The sequence below is a fragment of the Synechococcus sp. BDU 130192 genome (assembly GCF_963876085.1).
Taxonomy (GTDB): Bacteria; Cyanobacteriota; Cyanobacteriia; order Cyanobacteriales; family MRBY01; genus MRBY01.
The window spans coordinates 1-20023 of record NZ_CAWNNO010000018.1 but is presented as its reverse complement, the minus strand read 5'-3'; the positions used below and the strand labels follow the sequence as shown (position 1 = coordinate 20023).

Genomic DNA, 20023 nt, shown 5'->3' with positions numbered 1-20023 from the left:
CGCGAATTTCGCTAATCTGACTCATGAGGGTTTGCTTGGTTATCTTCTAATTCCTATCAAACCCTCTCCCTCTATCCTTTTCAAGTTTTTGTCCTGTACTGAGACAGCGTATACTTGTCCTGTAATTGGATTTGTGACGATACCATAGCCAAAGCGCTGATAGTCGGGTATAAGTAAATTCTCTCGATGACCTGGACTATACATCCAACTTTTTTGGGACTCTTCGATCAAACGGTAATTTAAGGTAGCGCCAATCGAACCCGTAATTTCTAAAATATTTTCACCAACACCCTGTTGACCACCCAAATCCGCAAAACGATCTGTTGGGGTTTTTCCTTCCGGCGTAATGTGATCATAGTATTGCCTTGCCAGCATATCTTCAGCGTGTTTCTGGGCTGCTTTGGATAGTAGTGGATCTTCGGTTAGAGGAGAAAGATTATTGAGTTGGCGATCGCGATTCACCAACTCCAGAGCCAATGCTCGACTTTCTGCGAGAGATCGGGACTGATGGGCATCAAATAAACCGATTAATGGTTTTCCGATCAACCAGTCTTCTCCACCAGAACCATTGCTGAAGTAGAAAAAATCTTTACTGCTGACGGCAACCATGCCTCCAATCAGGATGACAGTCATCAAGGATTGATTAAACCCAAACCAGCGCTGAGTCTTTTGGTATCTTTTTCTTTTAAACATTGAGAGAAATGTATGAGATCAGGGAAAAACAGATGAATTTTTAGTGGATTAGAACTAATGGGCCGTAGAGGTTATCCACCTGGAGAGCAAACAGGCCATAAACCCTGAGCCTCCTGGCATCGCATCTAACTGCTGGGCCGCCCTTTGAATCACAGGGAAGTGAAACTTCACCACCAGCTTCCATAAAGATCGCCTGTCGCCCCTCGCTAAAGCCATAATTGCATCCTGAATGGGCCTGAGTATCTTCCAAGGGAGGGGTGAAGCTGGGTCATCGGGTATTTGGGCTGGGGAAGATTGACTATTGACCGCTAAAACCGCTGAATTTTGAGGTTGATTTTCTGGAGTTATCTGCTTGGATCTTGAATTTGGGAAAAAATGATCCGCTGGTTGTAATCCTTGCTGTGTAATCGTTTTAGGAACCGGATCATTTTTCTTTATAGATAAATTCTTGGCTTTCCAAAAATGATCCGCTTGGTTAACTGTTTGCTTCGCCTCTAGGTCATCAAGGATGATGTTTTGCTCCCAGAATTGGAAGATGGCTTCCCGGTCAATTTCCCCGAGGTCGATGGGGGTGACGAGGATACCATTTAGTTTTTGGCGGACGGCTTTACCCTCAGCATCCCTAGCCACATCAAGGCCAAGGAGATTTTTGAGGAGGAAGACTGAGATCGCCACAGGGGATTTGCGGGGGCAATCATCCAGACCGAGCCGGAGCTGGCGGGAAAAGTCCTGGCGTTGGTCATTGTCATTGAGAATCTGCTTAATCCGTTCGATGTGGGGACAGTCACTGCTTACGTAGCCTCTGGTGAGGATATCAATTAGGCCAAGCTCCCGCATCGCGGCCACGGTGACGGAAAAAGTCATTTGATTCACATCATTCTGGAATAATCGCCCTTCGTTGCTCTCCCGGAGGAATTTAAGTTTCCGTTCATCCCGCTGTTTCACGGCCTCCTGGGTTTGATTGAGCCAGAAGTGGAGCTGGAGCTTGCGGTAGAAGTTGCGCTGGGTGAGGTGGGCCTGGGCGATCGCCTCAGAATCATCCCCATACAGAGTAAGTAAATCCCCGTGGACCTCAGCACATTTTTCGGGGTAGGTCTGGTCAAAGGTTGCTTTGGAAGCTTTTAAATCCTCCCCAAGCTTGGGTTGACTAGCGAGGATATCGGCGATGTATTTACGAATCTGCTTATGGCAACCATCATCAAGGAGCCGCCTGATTTTCTTGCGCTGGCCCCGGTCACAGAAGGACTGCTCGATGATTTGATAGCCCTCCCGGTGGAGCTGGGCCATCACAGAGGCTTTGTAGTTCTTGCCCAGTTCATTATTCAAACAAATGCGCTCGGCAAAGGCTTTGAGCCAGGGGTTAAAGAGCCAGTTATCACCCCAGTCACCAAAGGATTGGAGATGCTGGCGGAGGAGTTGACCCTGTTTGGAGTCGTTGAGCAACAATTGCTGCACATTGGTATGGCCCCCATAACGTTGGGAGAGACTGTTGGCGGTGCTGCTGATGGCCACTAGGCGATCGCCATCGTTTCTGACCCGACCGAGCTTCTGGAGGAAGGATTCCACCGACTCATTACCAGCGGCAATACCAATCACCGACTTGAAGTGGTCGCCCTTGATATTTACCCCAGTGCCAATCACCGCTGTGGCGATCGCCAACTGGTAGTGATTGAGTACCTCGATGTTTTTGGTGATTTTGTAGGCAGGGTGGGCCGGGTCACGGTTGGTATCACTATCGACCCGAATCGTTGAGCGACTCTGACCAGAAAGGTAATGCTCCAGGGATTGACTACCAAAGCGACTATTGGCCTTTTGGCCTGCCACGGCGATGTAGGTGGGATTATCCGCCTGGAGTTGTTGGGCGGCATAAACCAGAGCATCGGTGGTATCAGAGCAAATAATCGCCTTGCGGTTGTGGCGGTACTGCTTGTGAATCAGACAGACCTCAGACTTGCGGGATTGCGTGAGGGAAACAGCCCAATCCACGGCAATAGTTTTCAGGTCAGCATCGGCGAGGATAACTTGGTGGGCATTTTCCATCAGTTCGCCGATGTAGGCCATCACTGCAGCCCGACGGTTTTTAATCGCCGTTGTACTGTGGCAGATATGCTCCAGGATTTGTTCAATCTCATCCCAGAACAGGACAATTTTCTGATTAGAAAAATCATAGTGCCGGAGCTTGAGCACCGAATCCACCACCACACTGAGGCCATTGCTGGGCATCTCTGGGGGTAGAGGACTATCGGCCTCGATGTAGGTCATCTGCCATTCCTTGGCCTTCTCCGCCGCCAAACCGCGACGGTGGGACATCTGGATGGGGTAGTACCCAAGGCGACGTAGCTTCTCGATGTGCTGGCCCTGTTGATAGGACTTACCGCAGTTTTTGGGTACCTCCAGACCGACGACCCGCGCCTTTGTAGGCATGGGAATGACATCATCGGGGAGATATTGCGCCCCGTCGTTAATGGTGAGGGTGGGCGTAACGGCAAAGCGTTGGGTGGCCCGGAGGGTTTTCTCAGCGGCCTCAGCCAGCTTGAAGGGTTGTAACCAGAGATTAGGCGATCGCCGGACATAATCCCGTAGACCCTCGTCACAATCGCCCTGGGATTTATCCTGCCATTGGCCCCAATCGGCAAATTTAAGCTGGGCGATCGCCTTCGCTAATTTGCCGTAGCCTGCATAAAGATTTTTCTTCCTGAGATTCTGGCTATCGGCGTCAGGAAGGAGGGTAAAGCGCCAAACCTTGTCATAGACTCCTAACAATCTTTGGACAGACTGCTCCCCAAAAATACCCCCAGCCGCACCCACCAGAATTATCTGGGAACTATGCCGCCATTCCAGAAAGGCGCGGATTAGGGATTTGAGCGCACCCTCACAGAATTTGATTTCGTAGGGTTGGTCAGGGTCAAAGGCAGGCGATCTCCAAACGAATAAGGGATTTTCGCCTGTTTCCTTGAGTTGGTTACGTCCAGCGAAGATCGCCCAGTCATATTTGCGTTGGGAACGGTCATTTAAGGCCCGCTGGGCACCGCAGAACATCCCTGTGGCAGAATCCACTGCTGTGACGCCATAACCGCCCTGACAGCCAAAGAGCCAGTGCTTAGAAAGGGCAAAATCAATTTCCTGCTGGGTTAGTCCTCGCCGCAGGAGGTCAGTGTTTTGGGCCGGGGTTAATTCCGCTGGATATCCAAGAATTTCCTGATGGCGTTCTGGGATGGTGGGAAGCTGGGCTTGTCGTGCTGCTGCCTGGGCCTGGTGTTCCGCCCGCAGTTTTGCCAGTTCTGCTCGATGTTGTTCTGGATCTAGCCCTTTTTCCCGTTCCGGGGCGTACAGGGACTGACCAATGGCCGATTGACCGACAAACCGAAATCCAGGGGGTGGATCATTGTGACTGAAGCAGTGAATCAGCTCTCCAGATTGCTTACAATCCAGTTTCCGCTTGCCGTTGCGGATACCGCTACAGATGGGGCAATCGCCCTTGAGGAGGGTGAAGTTAGCCATGGCTCACCCCCATCCCAAGATGATTTACAGAAATTTTTTGGTCAAAAGGATCGCCAAATTTCAGCTTAGGGGTTAGCATACAGATACCCCCCGCTTATCGAAATTTATCGAATTTTCGAGCGGAAGACCCCAGCGATGGGGCAAGAATAAAGTCAAAAAAGCATCCTTGATCCGCGGTCGGCAAACTTTGGAAGGGGTGCTTTTTTGCTGCCTAGGCAGCTTTAGCATGGTCGTTTTATCTCATCGAAAATGACTAATTGTGAGTCTTAGGGGACTTGGGGTTAATAGCAACCTTACTACAAATTTTTTGGATCAGCACATCGAATTTGGATGGCGATAGGTGATCGCCTTTCTTGAGGCAATCCAAGAAACCCTTGTGCTCAATAGTGATAACGCGCTTGGAGGAAGTAAATTCTTTCCTGCTTGATTTGGTAAACGAGACGATGCTCTAGATCAATGCGCCGTGACCAGGTATCTGGAGCAATGTATTTGAGCGGTTCCGGTTTCCCTAATCCACTGAAAGGCTCACCATCAAGAATGTCTGTCACAAGGTCTAAAATTTTGTTGCCCTTTTTTTTATCCTGACGATACCACCAAGCCAAATCCTCCTTGAATTGTGGGCTAAAAATCGGCTGGAATGAAGACTTTTCGGGTTTTTGTCCCGCTGCTTGGGATTGCTTTTGTTTAGGACTCAAGACCTAATTCCCCTTTGAGTTCTTCTAGGGTTTGCGGTGCGGTTTTGTCCTCTGCGGCCCATTCCATCGCTTGAAATAGGCGCTGGGCATTGGCAGGCGATCTCAATAGATAGACAGATTCAAGGAGGCTAGATAATTCATCCTCGGCGATGAGGGCAATATTCTTGTGGTTACGACGTTTGATCACCATGATTTGTGATTGATCATGAACTTGATCGAGGATAGTGGCGAGATTTGCCCGGGCGTGGGAATAGCTGGTTTCGTGAATTAGCATTGTGGTTTCAGAAACTGTACAGTTTAATTGTACAAGTTATTTCTCGAATCTTGGGGGGACTAGGTAAGGGTATGGTCAATTTCCAAGAGTTCGATGTCTGGGCTTTAGAGGAGTAATGTGTCTACTTCTACGGCTTTTGTGGAGGTTACGATGATTGAGTAAAGTGGCGACTTTATCAAAAATGTAAGTGGTTGGGATTAAGCTCAGGGCGATCGCCGCTAATTGTTGCCAGTTCTCACTGGGTAATTTTTTAGTCAACACTATGCTCTGGGTTATTGGTTTTACACAACTTCACAAAAATAATGGAGAGGCGATCGCCTAATTGATCAAGAAAAAATGGCATTGCGTGATTAGGCCATAAATAGTATTTGTATACTAATTCTTGATTGGTGATTAATTTTTGATGGTTTGGTGTTTTTTTTGTGGCGATTTGCTAGGGGCAAAATAGGTAAAAAAATTTTCATTTGCAATAAATGCCTATTTATTCAGGCTTATTGAGAAAACTCATCAAACAAACAACGCCTAACCACTAAATCACCATTATTGAGCTACCAGTAAGCGACAAAACTCTCACCACGCACTGCCGCTGAGTTACGAGTCCAGTCGAGGAAATTTCCCCACACATTACGCACCTCCGGAGGTTTTTTTAAATTCAGCGAAATATATCCGAATTTTGAGGCGGATTTTCTCTTACCTAAAAACAGAGGAAATTTTAGGTATGTTGACCATCGCCACGATGACTCCGGCAAAAGCAGGGAGCTACTACAAGGAAAATTATTACGCCGAGGCAGAACAAGTTGAATTTTCGGAATGGTGGGGGAAGGGTGCTGGATCTCTGGGACTATTGGGTCAGATCCATGCGCCCAAGGTTTTTCGCCATGTGTTGCAGGGATTAACCCCAGATGGTCAGCAGCAGTTGCGGGCCGCTCCACCAAAAGGAAAAGAAGCGAGAGCCGGTACGGATCTAACTTTTTCTGCGCCGAAGTCTATCTCAATTGCCGCCTTAGTGGGGAGAGACCAACGACTGGTTGCAGCCCATGACAAAGTTGTGAACCGAATCTTGAGCTTAGTTGAAACGCGCTATGCCGAGACGCGAATCAATAAACAAATTACGCCAGTGGATAATCTGTGTGTGGCGAAATTCCTGCATGATACGAACCGCGAGCTAGAACCGAATTTGCATACCCATTGCCTGGTGATGAACATTGCCCAGGATGAGTCAGGCATCTGGCGTTCAGGGGTCAATCAAAAGCTCTATCAACACAGAATCTTGTTGGGGAGACTCTATCAAAATGAGTTGGCCCATGAAGTCCAAAAACTAGGCTACGGGATTGAAATTAGAGGAGATGGCTATTTTGAACTACAAGGCTATACACGGGAACAGATCGAAGGATTTAGCGATCGCCATCAGCAAATCTTGGCTTATCTGGAAGCAGAAGGGTTGGAAGATACAACGGCAAATCGGGTCAGGGCTTTATTTGAAACTCGAAAGATTAAACAGCATGATGTAGACCGGCAAGTATTGCTAGCAGAATGGCAGACCACGGCGGAAGGATTGGGCATTGAACACCCCACCCCCTGTCATGGAAATGCGGTCCTTGAGAAGAATCTAACGGTATTGGTTGAACAGGCAATTCGCCACAGCGAGGAGCGCACCGCTATTTTTACCAATGAAGCTTTAGAGGCTTTTATCGTAGCGGAACCAACCGGTCATTCCTTTGAAGCAATTGAAGCAGCAATCGAGAATTCGCATCGATTGCTCCGTGAAAGGCGGCGATTGGCAACAGCAGAAAGTCTAGCGCGGGAAAGAATCACCATTGCCTTGATGGAAAAGGGCCAAAATCAACTGTCACCGATGCTCAGAAATCGAGAAATTCATCTTCCAGAAAGTCTAACCTCCTCCCAAGCTGATGCTGTAAAGCATACTTTGACAAGTCAAGACCGCATTATTGGTTGGGTAGGGGTTGCCGGTGCTGGCAAAACCTTTACCCTCAAAACCCTGGTGAATATCACCAAGGCCCAAGGCATTGAAGTATCTGGTTTCGCCCCTGATGCCAGTAGTGCTGAAGTTCTCGCTGATGAGGTTGGCATTGCTACAGATACCGTCGCCTACCATCTCCTCCAACAGAATGAACCAACCAAAAGACGACAACTGTGGATTATTGATGAAGCTGGGAAATTATCCGCCCAAGAAGCCTACCTGCTCCTACAAAAGTCTAGCCAGCATAATGCTCAAATTCTGCTGGTGGGGGATCCGAAACAGTTGACTGCCGTTAATGCAGGGGCTCCCTTCAAATCTTTGATTGATAATGGTCTCAGTGCCAGCCATTTAAAAGATTTCCTCCGTCAGAAAGATTCCATCATCGCCAGAGCCGTTCAACTGACCTATCACAACCTCGGCGGGGAGGCGATCGCCTGGTTACAGAAACATGGCAAAGTCTCTGAAATTCCAGATCTTGAAGGCCGTGCCCAACAGATTACCACAGCCTATTTAAAGCTCAATGAAGCAGAACGGGCTGAAACATTAGTTTTATCTGGTACCCACCGGGAACGCCATGCTCTTATTCATCAGATTCGCCAAGGTTTAAAACGAGAAGGCAGGATTCAAGAAACGGAGTATGCAACCGAAACTCTAAATCGGAAGAATATGACTGAGGAGCAAAAGCAGCAGCAGCATACCCGCTTTTATGCTGTCGGTGATGTCTTGATTCCCCTCAAAGACCACAATTGCCTCAAACGCTCCAAACGTTATCAGGTCACCCAAATCTCTGGTGATGATGTGACTCTCAATGAGCAAATCACTCTGAATATGAAGGGTTTGAAATATCCCCTCAAAACAGAGGTTTTTGTAAAACATAATTTATCGATTGCCGTAGGCGATCGCCTGAAGTGGACGAGGAATAACCGCCCGCAGAAACGTACCAATGGCCGGGAGTTTACCATCATCGGCATTGATCCCCAGACTCGCTTAGTCAGCGTTGTTGATGATCAGGGAAGATTGGATGAATTCTCCCTGGATGACTTGAACCACTGTGACCATGCCCTGGTAGGCACCGTCTACTCCAGCCAGGGTAAAACTGCGAAACAGGTCTTCGTCAGTTTTGGCAATGACCCCACTGTCAATCGCGAAAGCGTTTTAGTGGCTTTATCCCGCGCCAAATATGATGTCACAATCTGGACAATCAATGCCCAGAAACTGGGTGAGCTGGCTGACATTTCCCATAACTAAGTCAATCCATCAGAGTTACTCAAAGAACAAGGGATTAAATTACCAATTCCTCCAGCCCCGTTACACCTGAAAGAAAAACATTGGTTAGAACGAGTAGAAAAATCAGGCATTGCCCCAGATGTGGCTGCCCTCAATGCTGAATCATTGGCAGGGATGGATGTCTATGAACGGCTGCTGGAAGACCATTTAGCAACTCTAGGCAGTGGTCAGTATGTCACCCAACCGATGAAGCGGGTGATGGATCAATATGCCACGGTTGCCGAGGGAGGCGTCTGGGCTGATGGCGGCATTGATGCGACTTGTCTCCCAACTCTAAACCCAGGAAACACACCCCCAGAAAAGACCTTTGGGGAATTTAAAGCGGATCATCCCCGTCTCGATTGGCGCAAAACCCAGCAAAAAGGCAGCGACCAATACCGTAAATATGAAGCACCTAGAGGGATTCCAAAGGGCATTATCTTTCCCAGGGTGCCTGAACAACTTGCTGACACAATCTATACAAGATACGGTGTCAATCCCAGTACTGAAGAACGAAGGAGCGGTTTTTGGCCCTGTGTTTACTGGTACCCAGAAATTGCCATTATCCCAGTGGAAGGAAAGAAAAAAGCAGAATCAGTATTGAGTCAAGGCTATGCGGCGATCGCCTTACCCAGTGTGACAGGGGGATATCGCAGTCGAGAGGATGGCATGGAATTGCTGAAACGTAGACTCCATCCTGAATTAGCGGTATTCGCAACAAGTGGACGACAGATCCTCATGGCCTTTGACCAAGACACCAAACAAAGGACGATTCAAAATGTACGCCGTGATTTAGTCCGTACCGGAGAATTATTAGCCGAAGCAGGCTGTAAAGTTTCAGTTTTGAAATGGCAGTCCCACGAAGGCAAAGGCGTCGATGATTTGATTGTGAAGCAAGGTGTAGAGAGATTTTCAGACGTCTTAAACCATGCCATCCCATTAACTTGGGAAGCTGAAAAACATTACCGAAATGAGTATCTCAAACTGAGGAATTATCTCCTCAAAACCCAAGGACAGGGACGAAAGTTAACCGAACTGATGATCGATACGGCGATCGCCTACACTGCAAACCCCCAAGACAGAACCAAAATCCTGCACCAGAGCAACACCCTCGAAGCACGGCGAAAGCAAGGGCTTCCCAAAGATGTCAAAAGCTATCAAATGCAGATAGAACAAGAGTTACAGCGTTTACAACAGAAACTGAAACCAGAGCGAAAAATAAAATTGTGAGGGGAGGCATATTACATCTTTACTCAAGCTCAATGAAAGGCAGATTTCTGAAAAAGTGGAGCAATTTAAAGATATCCTCTGTTTCCCTGACGCCATGGAAATCCCTCTGCTGATCGTTTTATTGCAGCCACAGCCCTTTACTATGATTTGGTTTTAGCAACCGTAGACAAAAATCTAACGACATCAGAACAGTTAATGACGATCAGCTAAGACCGCGTCTTCTCCAGAAAAAATCAATAGATAGCAAAACAGTATTAATTTACTATCTATGCCAACAAGGTATTTTTTTAACCCGGAGAGCTAGAATTCTCTCCCATCCAAGAAAAACCTCCGGAGGTGTGTAATGTGTGGGGAAATTTCCTTGGCTTGACCGGTGGGCTACGTTTTCATCAATGGACAAGTTTACGCCAATTTCTGACCACTTTTACGCTAACTTTTGTCCTATTTTGCGCCACATTTGAGCCAACTTTTGTCCATATTCTCAATAGCTTACCATTTCTGTCTATTAATTGAGAATCAAGTCCTCGTTTCAGTTTGTAAAATTCTGGTGGTGGCCTAAAATTGGCGCATTTATGGCGAACTTATGGCGCAAAAATGGCACACCTCCCAAAACCCCTTTTTTGAGTTGTGCAAAAATTTTTTGTTTTTTATCCGAAAGCGTCCAGAGTTTTATGGGAACCTGAAAATTTTCTGCACTAATTTTGAGGATGAGTGGCGATAAAATCATCTAAGGTTGTCTATAAATTATGCAAGGCCAAACAATAATTACAAGACAGCACAGCACCTTCAAAGCCCCCCAAGCAAAAAAAGCCCGAACACCCCTACCTCCCGAACTGCCAAAAACTGCTCTTTACTAGCGACGTGCCGCCCAAGAAACAAAAAAAGCACGCCACAAACGCCGGGATAGGGACGTAGCTTACTTAGGCCCCAACGTATAAAAACTGCCCGACAGCCGAAGATCGCCGACGTAGGAGGCCAACGTAAAAAGACACGGGCTAACGGACTCCGGCGGACTGGTGTTGCTAAAATGCCTTTTCGCGGCTAAGGAAGCGTAATTACGCCGCAATCGTGCGGCATCCTTATTTCTAGCCTGTCGCTCCGCCTATACCCATCAGTAGGGGATTGGGGTTTAGAAAGTAGCAGTCACGTTGGCGGCAAGTAACCTTTCGGGAACAGGACTTTCTGGGACAGCGGGATGAGACTTGGTGGGCAGTGAGCGGAAGGTAGGCAATAACCTGAATGGGGACAGGTAAAGCGGCAATATGCGGCTTTTTCAATAACGAAAGATAACCGTCATCGGCGCTTTGCGCGGACGACACCTTATTTCCTGTCCCCCAAACTTAAGCTAGGGGTGTGGGGCGACTCAAGTTTGGGGCCGTAACAAGAGAAACTAGGGGCGATCGCCTCCATGAATAATTTTCAAGACTCTTAATTCAAGATTATTGAATTCTTTCTGGCTTTAGCATCTGTCCTTCCAGAAATCTATGGGTTATCTTGAGAGAACACCGCTGGAACGTCTAAATGTTATGCAAATCACCCTCAGTACACAGCAAAGTAAAATTCTTGAGTCTTTGGCTCGTCAAGGTCAATATACTTCCCTTGAGGAAACCATTGATGCGGCATTAGTTTTGTTGGCAGAGCAGGTCACTGAGCAAAATTCAGATCTTGATCCAGATTATTTGGCATGGCTGGAGGAGACTCGCCTCAAGGTTGATGAAGGGCTGCAGGATATTGAGGTTGGTCAGGTCATTGGTTTTGATATGGTCATGGCACAGCTCCAAAATAAAGTTGATCTGGCTCGGGCTGAGTCTGCATGAGACAACTGCGTATTACGCTATCTGCTAGCAAGGATCTTCAAGAGATTTCGGATTACTTTCTTGGCCAAAGTATCGAGGCAGGCGATCGCTTCGTAAAAACCTTTGGTCAGAAATGTCAGTATTTGGCACGGTTTCCATACATCGGCAAATCCTATGATTACCTTCGACCTAATCTTCGGGGTTTATCGGTGATGGGCTATGTCGTTTTTTATCAAGTGAGTGACGACAGTATTGAGATTGTACGGGTGGTTAGTGGCTATCGGAATTTAGAGAATATATTTTCGGAAGAATAGGCAATCGCTTGAATCTATGACTTTACGGAGGATTAGAAGTCGCTCTCATGAATAATTTTCAAGATTCTTGATTCTTTAATCTTGATTCAATATTATTGAATGAATAATCTTGCTTTTTGGCTATGACCATCAAACTGTCTATCTTCAATATGAAGGGAGGGGTCGGCAAATCAACCACAACTTACAATTTGGCGGTTGGCTTAGCTCGATTCCATAAGCAACGGGTTTTATTGATTGATATTGATCCTCAAGGGAATGCGTCGGCTTCCCTCGGTGTTGAGATTTGGGAATTGGATCAGCAGCTTAAGGATGTGCTCCAGCGTAATGCGACTATTCCTGATGTGGCGATCGCCATTGAAGAAAATTTAGATGTTGTCCCTTCTAATATCCTGATGGCAGAAGAGGAAATTCCGATCTCTGGGTTGCCGGGTCGTGAATTGCTCCTGCGGAAGGCGATCGCCCAAATTGAGGATGATTATGATTATGTATTGATTGATTGTCCGCCGAATATTGGGGTTTTTTCGATTAATGCACTGATGGCGAGTGAGGGGGTGATCATTCCGGTGGATATGAGCTATCTGGGTTTGCTGGGGATTAGTGCCATTGAGAGAGCCTTAGAACTGATCCGTTCTGCCTTGGATCATCCTATTCAAGTGACTGGAGTCTTAGCGACTCGTTTTGATGCTCGCAATAACCTCAGCAAGGAAGTTTTGGCTTCTCTTTCAGAGCATTTTGGTGATGCAGTCTTTAAAACGTTAATTCCAGAGACGGTTAAACTGCGGGAAGCACCCAGCCACTCCCAATCAATTTTTGATTATGACCCCACAGGAAAAGGGGCGATCGCCTATCAAGATTTCACCAAGGAGGTTAAGCAATGGCATTAGGTAAAAAGGGTTCTGCCCTCGGTAAAAATCCCCTCTCCCCCAGTACCTCTTCCCAAAGCATTTTTACCAAGACAACTGAGGATACTTCAGAGGTCAAACCAACTCCCCGCAAAGCTTCTAGTAAGTCAAGAATCAAGAATCAAGAATCAAGATTCTTGGAAAGTGAGGAAAAGGAGAAGGTTAATTTACGCTTGCCGATTGAGGTGAATGATTGGCTGGATGATCTGGTTAAGCAAGGTAAACGACTTCACGGGAGCAAAATTCCTAAAGAAATTTGGGTACAGGCAGCATTGGAATTGTTTAAGGCGATGCCCTTAAACTGGCAGGACATTGATTCTCCTGAGACCTTACAGGCTCAACTCAAGAGTCTTGAATCAAGATTAAAGAATCAAGATTCTTGAAAATTTTAGGTGGAGATAGGGTTGGCGATCGCCAATTTTCTAGACCAGCTTGAGAAGAATCCGGATCTTGTTGATCAGGCTTTGGCTCGGCAGGAGCGTCGAGGTTAGGGAGATAATAAGCGATCGCTTTTCAGCTTTAGAAGTTCGCGTTCTGTGGACTGACTCTCACTACTAGGACAAAAGCTTGAAAAGCTTGAGGGAAAAGGGTTTGATAGAAATTGAGAAAAATCAATCAGACCCTCATGCATCAGATTAACGCTATCCGTGACGAATTGCGACAATATTTACCTTGGCATGGTGCTCGCCGATCCTTCGCTGCCATCTTTCTAGTCGCATTACTTCGCACAAAAAAGTTCTTCTAGACTAGACATGGGGTGAGTAGATTGGTTTCGTTTGGACACTTCCAGACTACTTTATCCCTCTTCCCTTATCCCGCCTTATCCCGAACTCACGTTTTTTTTACATGTATCTCGGCATGACCCCCATATGGGTTATTCGACCTTGATATGGATCGAAGCTTAAATCTAGCCGCTGCTTGACTTTGTAAATCTCCGCCATGAATGGCAGAGATTTAGCATGAAAATTTTTCTGAAATGACTACATGATAAGAGTTACAGGAGTTGCGTGGCACTTCGTTGCAGCTTCGCTACCTTTAGGCTAAGTTAATGTGACAGAGTCCTATGCAGTGCTAAAGGATGTCATCGTAGGGCGTAAACCTTCCAGGCGTAGCTCTCGAGCCCTGGTTTTGTAACCCAAGCTTGTAGCACAGTTGTGCATAAATATCCGTGGGAAAACCACCGTCGAAGTCCCAAACATCACCGTCCAATTCCATCTCTAGGATGCCAGAAATATGCCTATATTTGTGGCCAAGCTGATTACGGACAATATATGCAGATACTTGGCTGCTATGAGTGAAGCCATGTTTTGACATCTCGTCAACTAAATTGTCAAACTCCTTTTCTTTGGCTGTTTTTTCTTCACCGACTTCCTTCTGTCGTCTTTTCTCCTTCTCCCTTTCATCGGTTTCTTGCTGAAACCTTTCTTTGAGAGGTTTCAAGGCTTCTCCGAGAGAATTTAGTTTCATCTTCATGGCCTGTGGCTTAATTCGTAGTGATCGGATTTGAAGGTGGCTTCCTTTCTTTTCAATAATCCTTATTAAGATAGCTCTTTTAAGAATTTTGTCAGTCAATCAAGTGTAATGGTAGCAACAAGTAGACACAAAAATTAGATCACGCGTTACTTTATAGACTAAGCGATGTTCTTGATTAATGCGGCGCGACCAATAACCTGCCCAATTGTGTTTTAAGGGTTCTGGTTTACCAATGCCAGAAAAAGGTGACTTTGCGATTTCCTCAGTCAGCCTAGTGATCTTGGCATAGACTTTAGTGTTAGCCGTTTCCCAGTAAGACAAGTCTTGAGCTGCAGAAGGCTCAAAAACGACATTCCAACGACGGTTAGACTGCTTGATGTTTGACATGGAGTTATCTCCAGAAGACCGGTGGTTAATGGCATTGGAGATAAGCTTATAAACTTTGCCTGCTTCCATACCGGACATTTCCGGACAAAAAAATCTGTCCGGAAATGTCCGGTACATCTGGCGAATACTGAAGTAGTATTAAGGAGATCTCACTCTGAGCAAACGTTATGCATGCAACAGAAGAAGGCCAGATCTTATTGCAAAAGGCAAAAGCTTCAAAGCAAAATCATAATTTCAAAAAATACACTAACCTGGATATTGCTAACGATTCAAATTGTAGTGAAAAAACAGTGCGACGTTTCTTTAATGGAGAGGAGGTAAGTTATGAAATTGCAACTAGTATTTGTAATTCACTAGATCTGAATACTGACTCTGTTCTTGAAAATCGTGCAGAAATTGATCCAAATTCCTTGAATTGGCATCAGATTTGTAATGATATGTTTAAGTTCCAAAAAGAGCGACTCATTACCAGACGAGGCTTATTAGAAGAAAATCGCCAAAAGGAACTTTCAATTTTTATTCCTCTAGGCTTAGTTAAATCTGAGTCAAAAGTAAAAGAGGAAGATTCTCAGACAGAAGAAATAAAAGAAGAAATAAAAATAGAAAAAGAGTTTGAATATCAGGAATTTATATCTACAATAGTTTCAAAATCTTCCAAATCTCTTGTTATTACTGGCGAACCAGGTGCTGGAAAAAGTACATGGTTAGAAAATATCACTCAAGCTTTAATTGATTCTGAAAAATCATTTCCAATATTTATTTCATTATCTTTCTTAAGAGAAGGAAAAACACTAGGTGATTATCTAACAGAAATCTGGTTGCCAGAAGCACTTAGTGTTCAAAGTCTAGTCTGTACTAAAGAAGTTGTTGTTGAGTTTAAAGCGTTGTTCTCAGGGATGAACTCATCCATCTGTTTATTATTAGACGGTTTAGATGAAATGTCGGGTGAACGCCCTGCATACACTTTAGCAACACAACTAAGAGGATGGCTAGGAACAGTTCAGGTCTATCTATCATGTCGTTTAAATACCTGGGAAGCGAGTGGTAAACAGTCATTTCCTGATTTTGATGTTTACCAAACATTAGAATTTTCTCCTGCACAAGTTAATCAATTTATTAGTCAATGGTCATGGAAAAATCAAGAACAAGGACATGCACTTCAAAGTCAATTGCAGGACAATAATAACTACCGTTTAATAGATTTAGTGGGGAATCCATTACGTCTAGTGATGTTGTGCGCAACATATCAAGAAGAAGGAAATATACCAGATAATCAAGCAAGTTTATATAAATGTTTTATTCGTCTAGTTTATCTTTGGAAAAGTAGAGAATTTCCTACTACAAAAAATGAACAACTTCAGATAAATCAAGCACTTGGTAAAATTGCAGTGCAAATGTTTGATACAGATCAAGTTCTCACAGAAGAGTTTATTAGTCGAATTGTAACTGATAAAGAATTGGCTTTAATTTAAAAAATTAGGATGGCTAAATCAAGTTGGTATGTATCAATATCAGCCTGTCTATGCTTTTTATCATTTAACATTTGCCGAATATTTTGCTTCTCTCATAAATGACGACTGGGACTTTTTTATTCCCCGTGAACATATTGATAAACCGGTTAAGAATAAAAAATATCGTATCTTTAATAAGCGATGGAAAGAAGTATTTTTATTTTGGATAGGACGAGAAGATATTAATGCAGAAGAAAAGGATAAAGCTTTAAAGAAATTATGTAATTTTGAGTCTGATTGCTATGAAAATCATGCTTTATTAATTGCTGCGTTAGGTTTGAATGAATATCCAAAAAGCCCATTGAGCAAGACTATATTTCAGCAAGTATTACGTCTCGTATTTGGCTATTGGGATGAACAACAAACAAAGTGGATAGATCCATATCCAAGCTATAATTTTTGGAAAAAGGAATTCTTGTCACTAATTAATGGGATTGATCCGGTTAAGGCTAGTCATATTTTACTTGATTTTTTAATTGAGACCCTTAATTTACTATACGCATATGAAGATGATGAGCAAGATTCAAAAAATAATAATGTTTATAATCTCATAGAAAAAAAGTTTATTGATATCTCATCTCATATCACAAAGATTATCAAGAACGAGATCTTGAAAAAGAAAAGTTTTAAAGACATCAATTTAGTCGAAAAAGTACTTGAAATTCATGATTTATATTACGAACCAATTGATGAGAGTTTTGAACCTTTTAATCCTCCTTTTGATCCAAACCTAGACAGCACAGTAAAAGTAGGTGTATATTTCAACCTTTTAGTAATTATTTCTAATGTCTCACCCAAAGGAAACATTAAAATATTCCATACACTATTCTGGCCTTTATTATCATTTATTGCTTGGGTTCCATTTACTATGGAACAGCTTGTTTATGAAGATTATGTAACAGTAAACAACTATTTATTTTTGTTAGTAATTTTGTTTAAATCTTTTGAAAATTATGTATCTTCAGACGAAGAACAGATTAAATTTCTTACCGAAATAATAGAAGACAAAAGTAATGGAATTCTTCTCAGGTCTCTTAGCATTGCTTGCATTAATAAGCTTTCAGAAAAGTTTTCAGATTTTGAAGATGAAAAGCAATTACTAGTCAAAGAATCCAAATGTTTTATAGACATTCTTCAATCTGAAACTCTCAATACAGAGACCAGTCAAGCGCTTGTTGATATTGAAGAAAATTTAAAATTATTAATTCATCAATGTTATAACCTTAATAATTATGATACTCTTCAAAGAGCTCATGAATTACTTAAGAGTAATGATATCTTGTGCGATAAGCCATATCATAAATATAAACAAGACTCACCCTGCTACAAGTTAGGTCGATTCAAGAACATTTATCTTAAGATAATTAAATTTTTCTGTTTTTCTTCACTAATTCCAGGACAAGATGTTGGAATTCCTGATGATTACGATGATGGCCCTGACGCAGAGGCTCTAGCTTCTATAAATATTACTAATAATTTTGAGAAAATCTCCCAATCCCCACTCTCAGAAGATAATAAAGCATCTTTAAAAAGAGCTATTGATTCTTTTGTTGATTTTAGCAAAACAGGTACTATAGAGAATCTATATACAAAAAATTTATTCAAGGACATATCCTTACCTAGTGATAATGTTAAGTGCATAATCAATGATTCTTATTTACATGGACTTATTGAATGTGCCAAAACCAATAAGTGCTTAGAGCAAGAAATTTATGATAGCTTACATGAAATATTACTTTCTACAGAAGATATTGGCTTAATTGAAAACATATGTTATTTGCTAGGAAAAATTTCAACATCAGAAAAACATATAACATCAATTGATTATGTAAGATCATTGCTTGAGAAAAACAACAAGCCAGAAATTACGCAAGAGTTACTTGAAAAAAAATTATCAGCTTTAAAAAATGAATCGGATTTTGTAGATCACATTCGCAGAGCTGCTCGTAAGAGCACGATAAATAAACAAACAAATGATCTAGATAATTCATCCAAAAATGCTTCAGAAGAAAATAATATAGAAATATGTGAACAAGATTACATTGAGGCTAAAAGAAAAGCTCAAGAAAATATTGAGTTTAGATATCATCAAATAGAGCTTGTTCTTATTAAATCACTCATCAATTTAGGCCATGGATATGATGAATCTTTATTCAAAAGACTTGATTTAATTGTAAAAACTTCAAATAAACATAAAGGGAAAGCAATTGGGATTTTATGTTCTCTTTCATTAGATAATATTGAGATTCTTGATTATCTATTAAAAATAACTGATACTGAATACAGAGGTCCTAAAGTATATATCTTATCTCAACTACTTAGGCATTCTAATAAAAATACTTCTTATAACAAGAGATTCGTGTCTCTACTCAACAGAAAAGAAATGATTGACCTTGAAAAAAACAATAGTAATCGTATTTACGAAAAAGCCTATGAGATATTATGGAATTGTTCAAAAAACTTAGCATATCCTGATTTCTATCATGAATATAATTCAGAATCAAACAATACTTTCAGCATAGAAAAGCAAAAAAAGCTATTATCTAATCTTCCTGAATATGTTAAATCAAAAGCGTCTCATAGAATTTACTGGTTAGATTACTCTCAGCTTCTCGATGAACCTTTTCTTGATTATTACGGACAACTTTTAGACCAAGACTTTCCTAGTTTGGATGCTGAACCTGAATCTTTTTCAGGATTAAGACTCCGCTGGGACCAGATTCAAAGGCACAAAGAAAAAAAAGATTTTTTAGTTCTTTATTCTAGTCAAATAAATCAACAAAACTATAAGTGTGACTCTAAACACCTTGAGCATTTTAGTAAGCTTAAAGGGCATGTTGCAGCAATTACAACGACCGATTCCAGACTCCAGACCTTTGATCCAACAGATGTAAATTGCATTGAGAATTTACAAAAATGGATTGATCGAATTCAAAATGAACAATAACTAGTTGAAATCTACTATGCCATGCTTACTGGCCAAGACTAAAGTATCCACAAACGTAAGTCAATACGGCTTTGTCACATAAACCGATATGAAACCCATAAAGAAATACCTGGATGTTAACTCTCGGAAACATCACGATGACTTCTCATCCCAGTAAACATTTAGGGCAAACATTCAACTCAGTTGCTCAACTTGTAATCTCGTGAGCTACAATGGTTGTTGGTGGACAAATTGTCGTTCAAGCCGCCGCCTAAGCAGATGACCTAATCAACTGTTCTTCGTTTCAAAGCAACACTATACGTGAATCCTAAGGATTCTCGTATCTAAAAGTGAATGTTTTGAAGGAGAAACAACCTAATGTCACTGCTCAGTTTACAGTTCCGCAGCATCGCCGCACGACTCCAAGTTTTAGAAAAACCGAGTGCAGATATCCGTTTTCCCCGAGTGAAACAACTCCTCGAGTCTCACATGGGGCGTGAGTTGCTTCGAGCAATCTATAATCACCATGACATGGACGATCCTTTTACTTATTGGGATCTGCTCTTGATCGATGTTGTTTTACGTCTCGAAAATCGTCAGGGTAATGTGTTTCGTGTCGCAGTTTATCTCGTCCCCAATGAATTCAAAGCATACAAAGCATTGCGGACTATCCATCAGCCTGCCCAATTTAGAGTACGACAACAACTCAATATTCACTACTAGGACTAGAGGGCGCATCTCGACAAAAACCTACGGTTATAGAAAAAATATCGTTTGAAAACCTTGTATAGAAAGAGTTTTGAGGATCGACCTTTTTAGAAAGTTTTAACGAAAGAATAGGGGTTCTAGAGGAGGCCAGTAAAATAAGTTCCATGGGGAACAAGGTGCCTAAAGGGGAGCAGGGAGATATGGGAGAGAGTTTCATCATCAATCACCTCACCCTGGGAACGAAGCTCCTCAACAATGTCGTTAATCTTGAGGGTATTCCAATAAAGCACAGCATTAGAGACCAAGCTCAAACAACTCGCTTTGTTCATGATCTCTTGGTATTGACCAGTGGCAAATTCACCCTGG

General features: G+C 43.0%; 16 protein-coding genes. 9 read left to right on the top strand and 7 right to left on the bottom strand.

Features of this window, described 5'->3' with window-relative positions; translation table 11 throughout:
- Nucleotides 1-39: 39 nt before the first annotated feature.
- From AACT35_RS06540 to AACT35_RS06525, 4 genes are all read right to left on the bottom strand, one after another.
- Nucleotides 40-693 (bottom strand): CAP domain-containing protein, encoded by a 654-nt coding sequence (locus tag AACT35_RS06540; RefSeq protein WP_099239288.1) that lies wholly within the window; start codon nucleotides 691-693, stop codon nucleotides 40-42.
- Nucleotides 694-747: 54 nt separating this feature from the next.
- Complete coding sequence (locus AACT35_RS06535) at nucleotides 748-4194, bottom strand: plasmid replication protein, CyRepA1 family (RefSeq protein ID WP_099239286.1); 3447 nt, start codon at nucleotides 4192-4194, stop codon at nucleotides 748-750.
- A gap of 380 nt (nucleotides 4195-4574) precedes the next feature.
- Complete coding sequence (locus AACT35_RS06530; RefSeq protein WP_099239284.1) at nucleotides 4575-4889, bottom strand: Txe/YoeB family addiction module toxin; 315 nt, start codon at nucleotides 4887-4889, stop codon at nucleotides 4575-4577.
- A complete protein-coding gene (locus AACT35_RS06525; protein WP_099239282.1) occupies nucleotides 4879-5163 on the bottom strand; it encodes a type II toxin-antitoxin system Phd/YefM family antitoxin in 285 nt (94 codons plus the stop codon). The genes AACT35_RS06530 and AACT35_RS06525 overlap by 11 nt, the downstream gene beginning before the upstream one ends.
- A gap of 718 nt (nucleotides 5164-5881) precedes the next feature.
- Here AACT35_RS06525 and mobF point away from each other — a divergent pair.
- The 6 genes from mobF to AACT35_RS06495 all read left to right on the top strand — a co-directional run bounded on the left by mobF (nucleotide 5882) and on the right by AACT35_RS06495 (nucleotide 13035).
- Nucleotides 5882-8392, top strand: coding sequence for a MobF family relaxase (gene mobF, locus AACT35_RS06520; protein WP_099239280.1), 2511 nt, complete (start codon nucleotides 5882-5884; stop codon nucleotides 8390-8392).
- Between the two features lie 120 nt (nucleotides 8393-8512).
- Complete coding sequence (locus tag AACT35_RS06515) at nucleotides 8513-9640, top strand: DUF3854 domain-containing protein (RefSeq protein WP_099239278.1); 1128 nt, start codon at nucleotides 8513-8515, stop codon at nucleotides 9638-9640.
- 1526 nt (nucleotides 9641-11166) lie between these two features.
- Entirely contained in the window at nucleotides 11167-11457 is a 291-nt protein-coding gene (locus AACT35_RS06510; protein ID WP_030007979.1) for a hypothetical protein, read from the top strand.
- Nucleotides 11454-11750 (top strand): type II toxin-antitoxin system RelE/ParE family toxin, encoded by a 297-nt coding sequence (locus tag AACT35_RS06505; RefSeq protein ID WP_065717497.1) that lies wholly within the window; start codon nucleotides 11454-11456, stop codon nucleotides 11748-11750. Before AACT35_RS06510 ends, AACT35_RS06505 begins: the two co-directional genes overlap by 4 nt.
- 122 nt (nucleotides 11751-11872) lie before the next feature.
- Nucleotides 11873-12634: a ParA family protein gene (locus AACT35_RS06500; RefSeq protein WP_216820537.1), complete on the top strand. Its 762-nt coding sequence runs from the start codon at nucleotides 11873-11875 to the stop codon at nucleotides 12632-12634.
- Nucleotides 12625-13035, top strand: a complete 411-nt coding sequence (locus AACT35_RS06495) for a hypothetical protein (protein WP_099239272.1) — start codon at nucleotides 12625-12627, stop codon at nucleotides 13033-13035. The genes AACT35_RS06500 and AACT35_RS06495 overlap by 10 nt, the downstream gene beginning before the upstream one ends.
- A 688-nt stretch (nucleotides 13036-13723) precedes the next feature.
- Here the strand turns inward: AACT35_RS06495 and AACT35_RS06485 are convergent.
- Both AACT35_RS06485 and AACT35_RS06480 read right to left on the bottom strand, forming a co-directional pair.
- The gene (locus tag AACT35_RS06485; RefSeq protein WP_143596784.1) at nucleotides 13724-14125 is read right to left on the bottom strand and encodes a hypothetical protein; all 402 of its coding nucleotides are present in this window, start codon (nucleotides 14123-14125) and stop codon (nucleotides 13724-13726) included.
- A 99-nt stretch (nucleotides 14126-14224) separates the two neighbouring features.
- Nucleotides 14225-14581 carry a Txe/YoeB family addiction module toxin gene (locus AACT35_RS06480; protein ID WP_254048011.1) on the bottom strand — a complete coding sequence of 119 codons (357 nt, stop codon included), beginning with the start codon at nucleotides 14579-14581 and terminating at the stop codon, nucleotides 14225-14227.
- 98 nt (nucleotides 14582-14679) lie between these two features.
- Between AACT35_RS06480 and AACT35_RS06475 the strand changes: the two genes are divergently transcribed.
- From AACT35_RS06475 to AACT35_RS06465, 3 genes are all read left to right on the top strand, one after another.
- Nucleotides 14680-15984: an NACHT domain-containing protein gene (locus AACT35_RS06475; RefSeq protein WP_099239268.1), complete on the top strand. Its 1305-nt coding sequence runs from the start codon at nucleotides 14680-14682 to the stop codon at nucleotides 15982-15984.
- A gap of 28 nt (nucleotides 15985-16012) precedes the next feature.
- Nucleotides 16013-18970: an NACHT C-terminal alpha/beta 1 domain-containing protein gene (locus AACT35_RS06470; protein WP_099239266.1), complete on the top strand. Its 2958-nt coding sequence runs from the start codon at nucleotides 16013-16015 to the stop codon at nucleotides 18968-18970.
- Nucleotides 18971-19327: 357 nt separating this feature from the next.
- The gene (locus AACT35_RS06465; protein WP_099239264.1) at nucleotides 19328-19672 is read left to right on the top strand and encodes a hypothetical protein; all 345 of its coding nucleotides are present in this window, start codon (nucleotides 19328-19330) and stop codon (nucleotides 19670-19672) included.
- A gap of 122 nt (nucleotides 19673-19794) precedes the next feature.
- On the opposite strand, the gene AACT35_RS06460 is transcribed toward AACT35_RS06465, so the two are convergent.
- The coding region (locus AACT35_RS06460) for a Tn3 family transposase (RefSeq protein ID WP_143596783.1) at nucleotides 19795-20023 on the bottom strand (229 nt) is incomplete at its 5' end.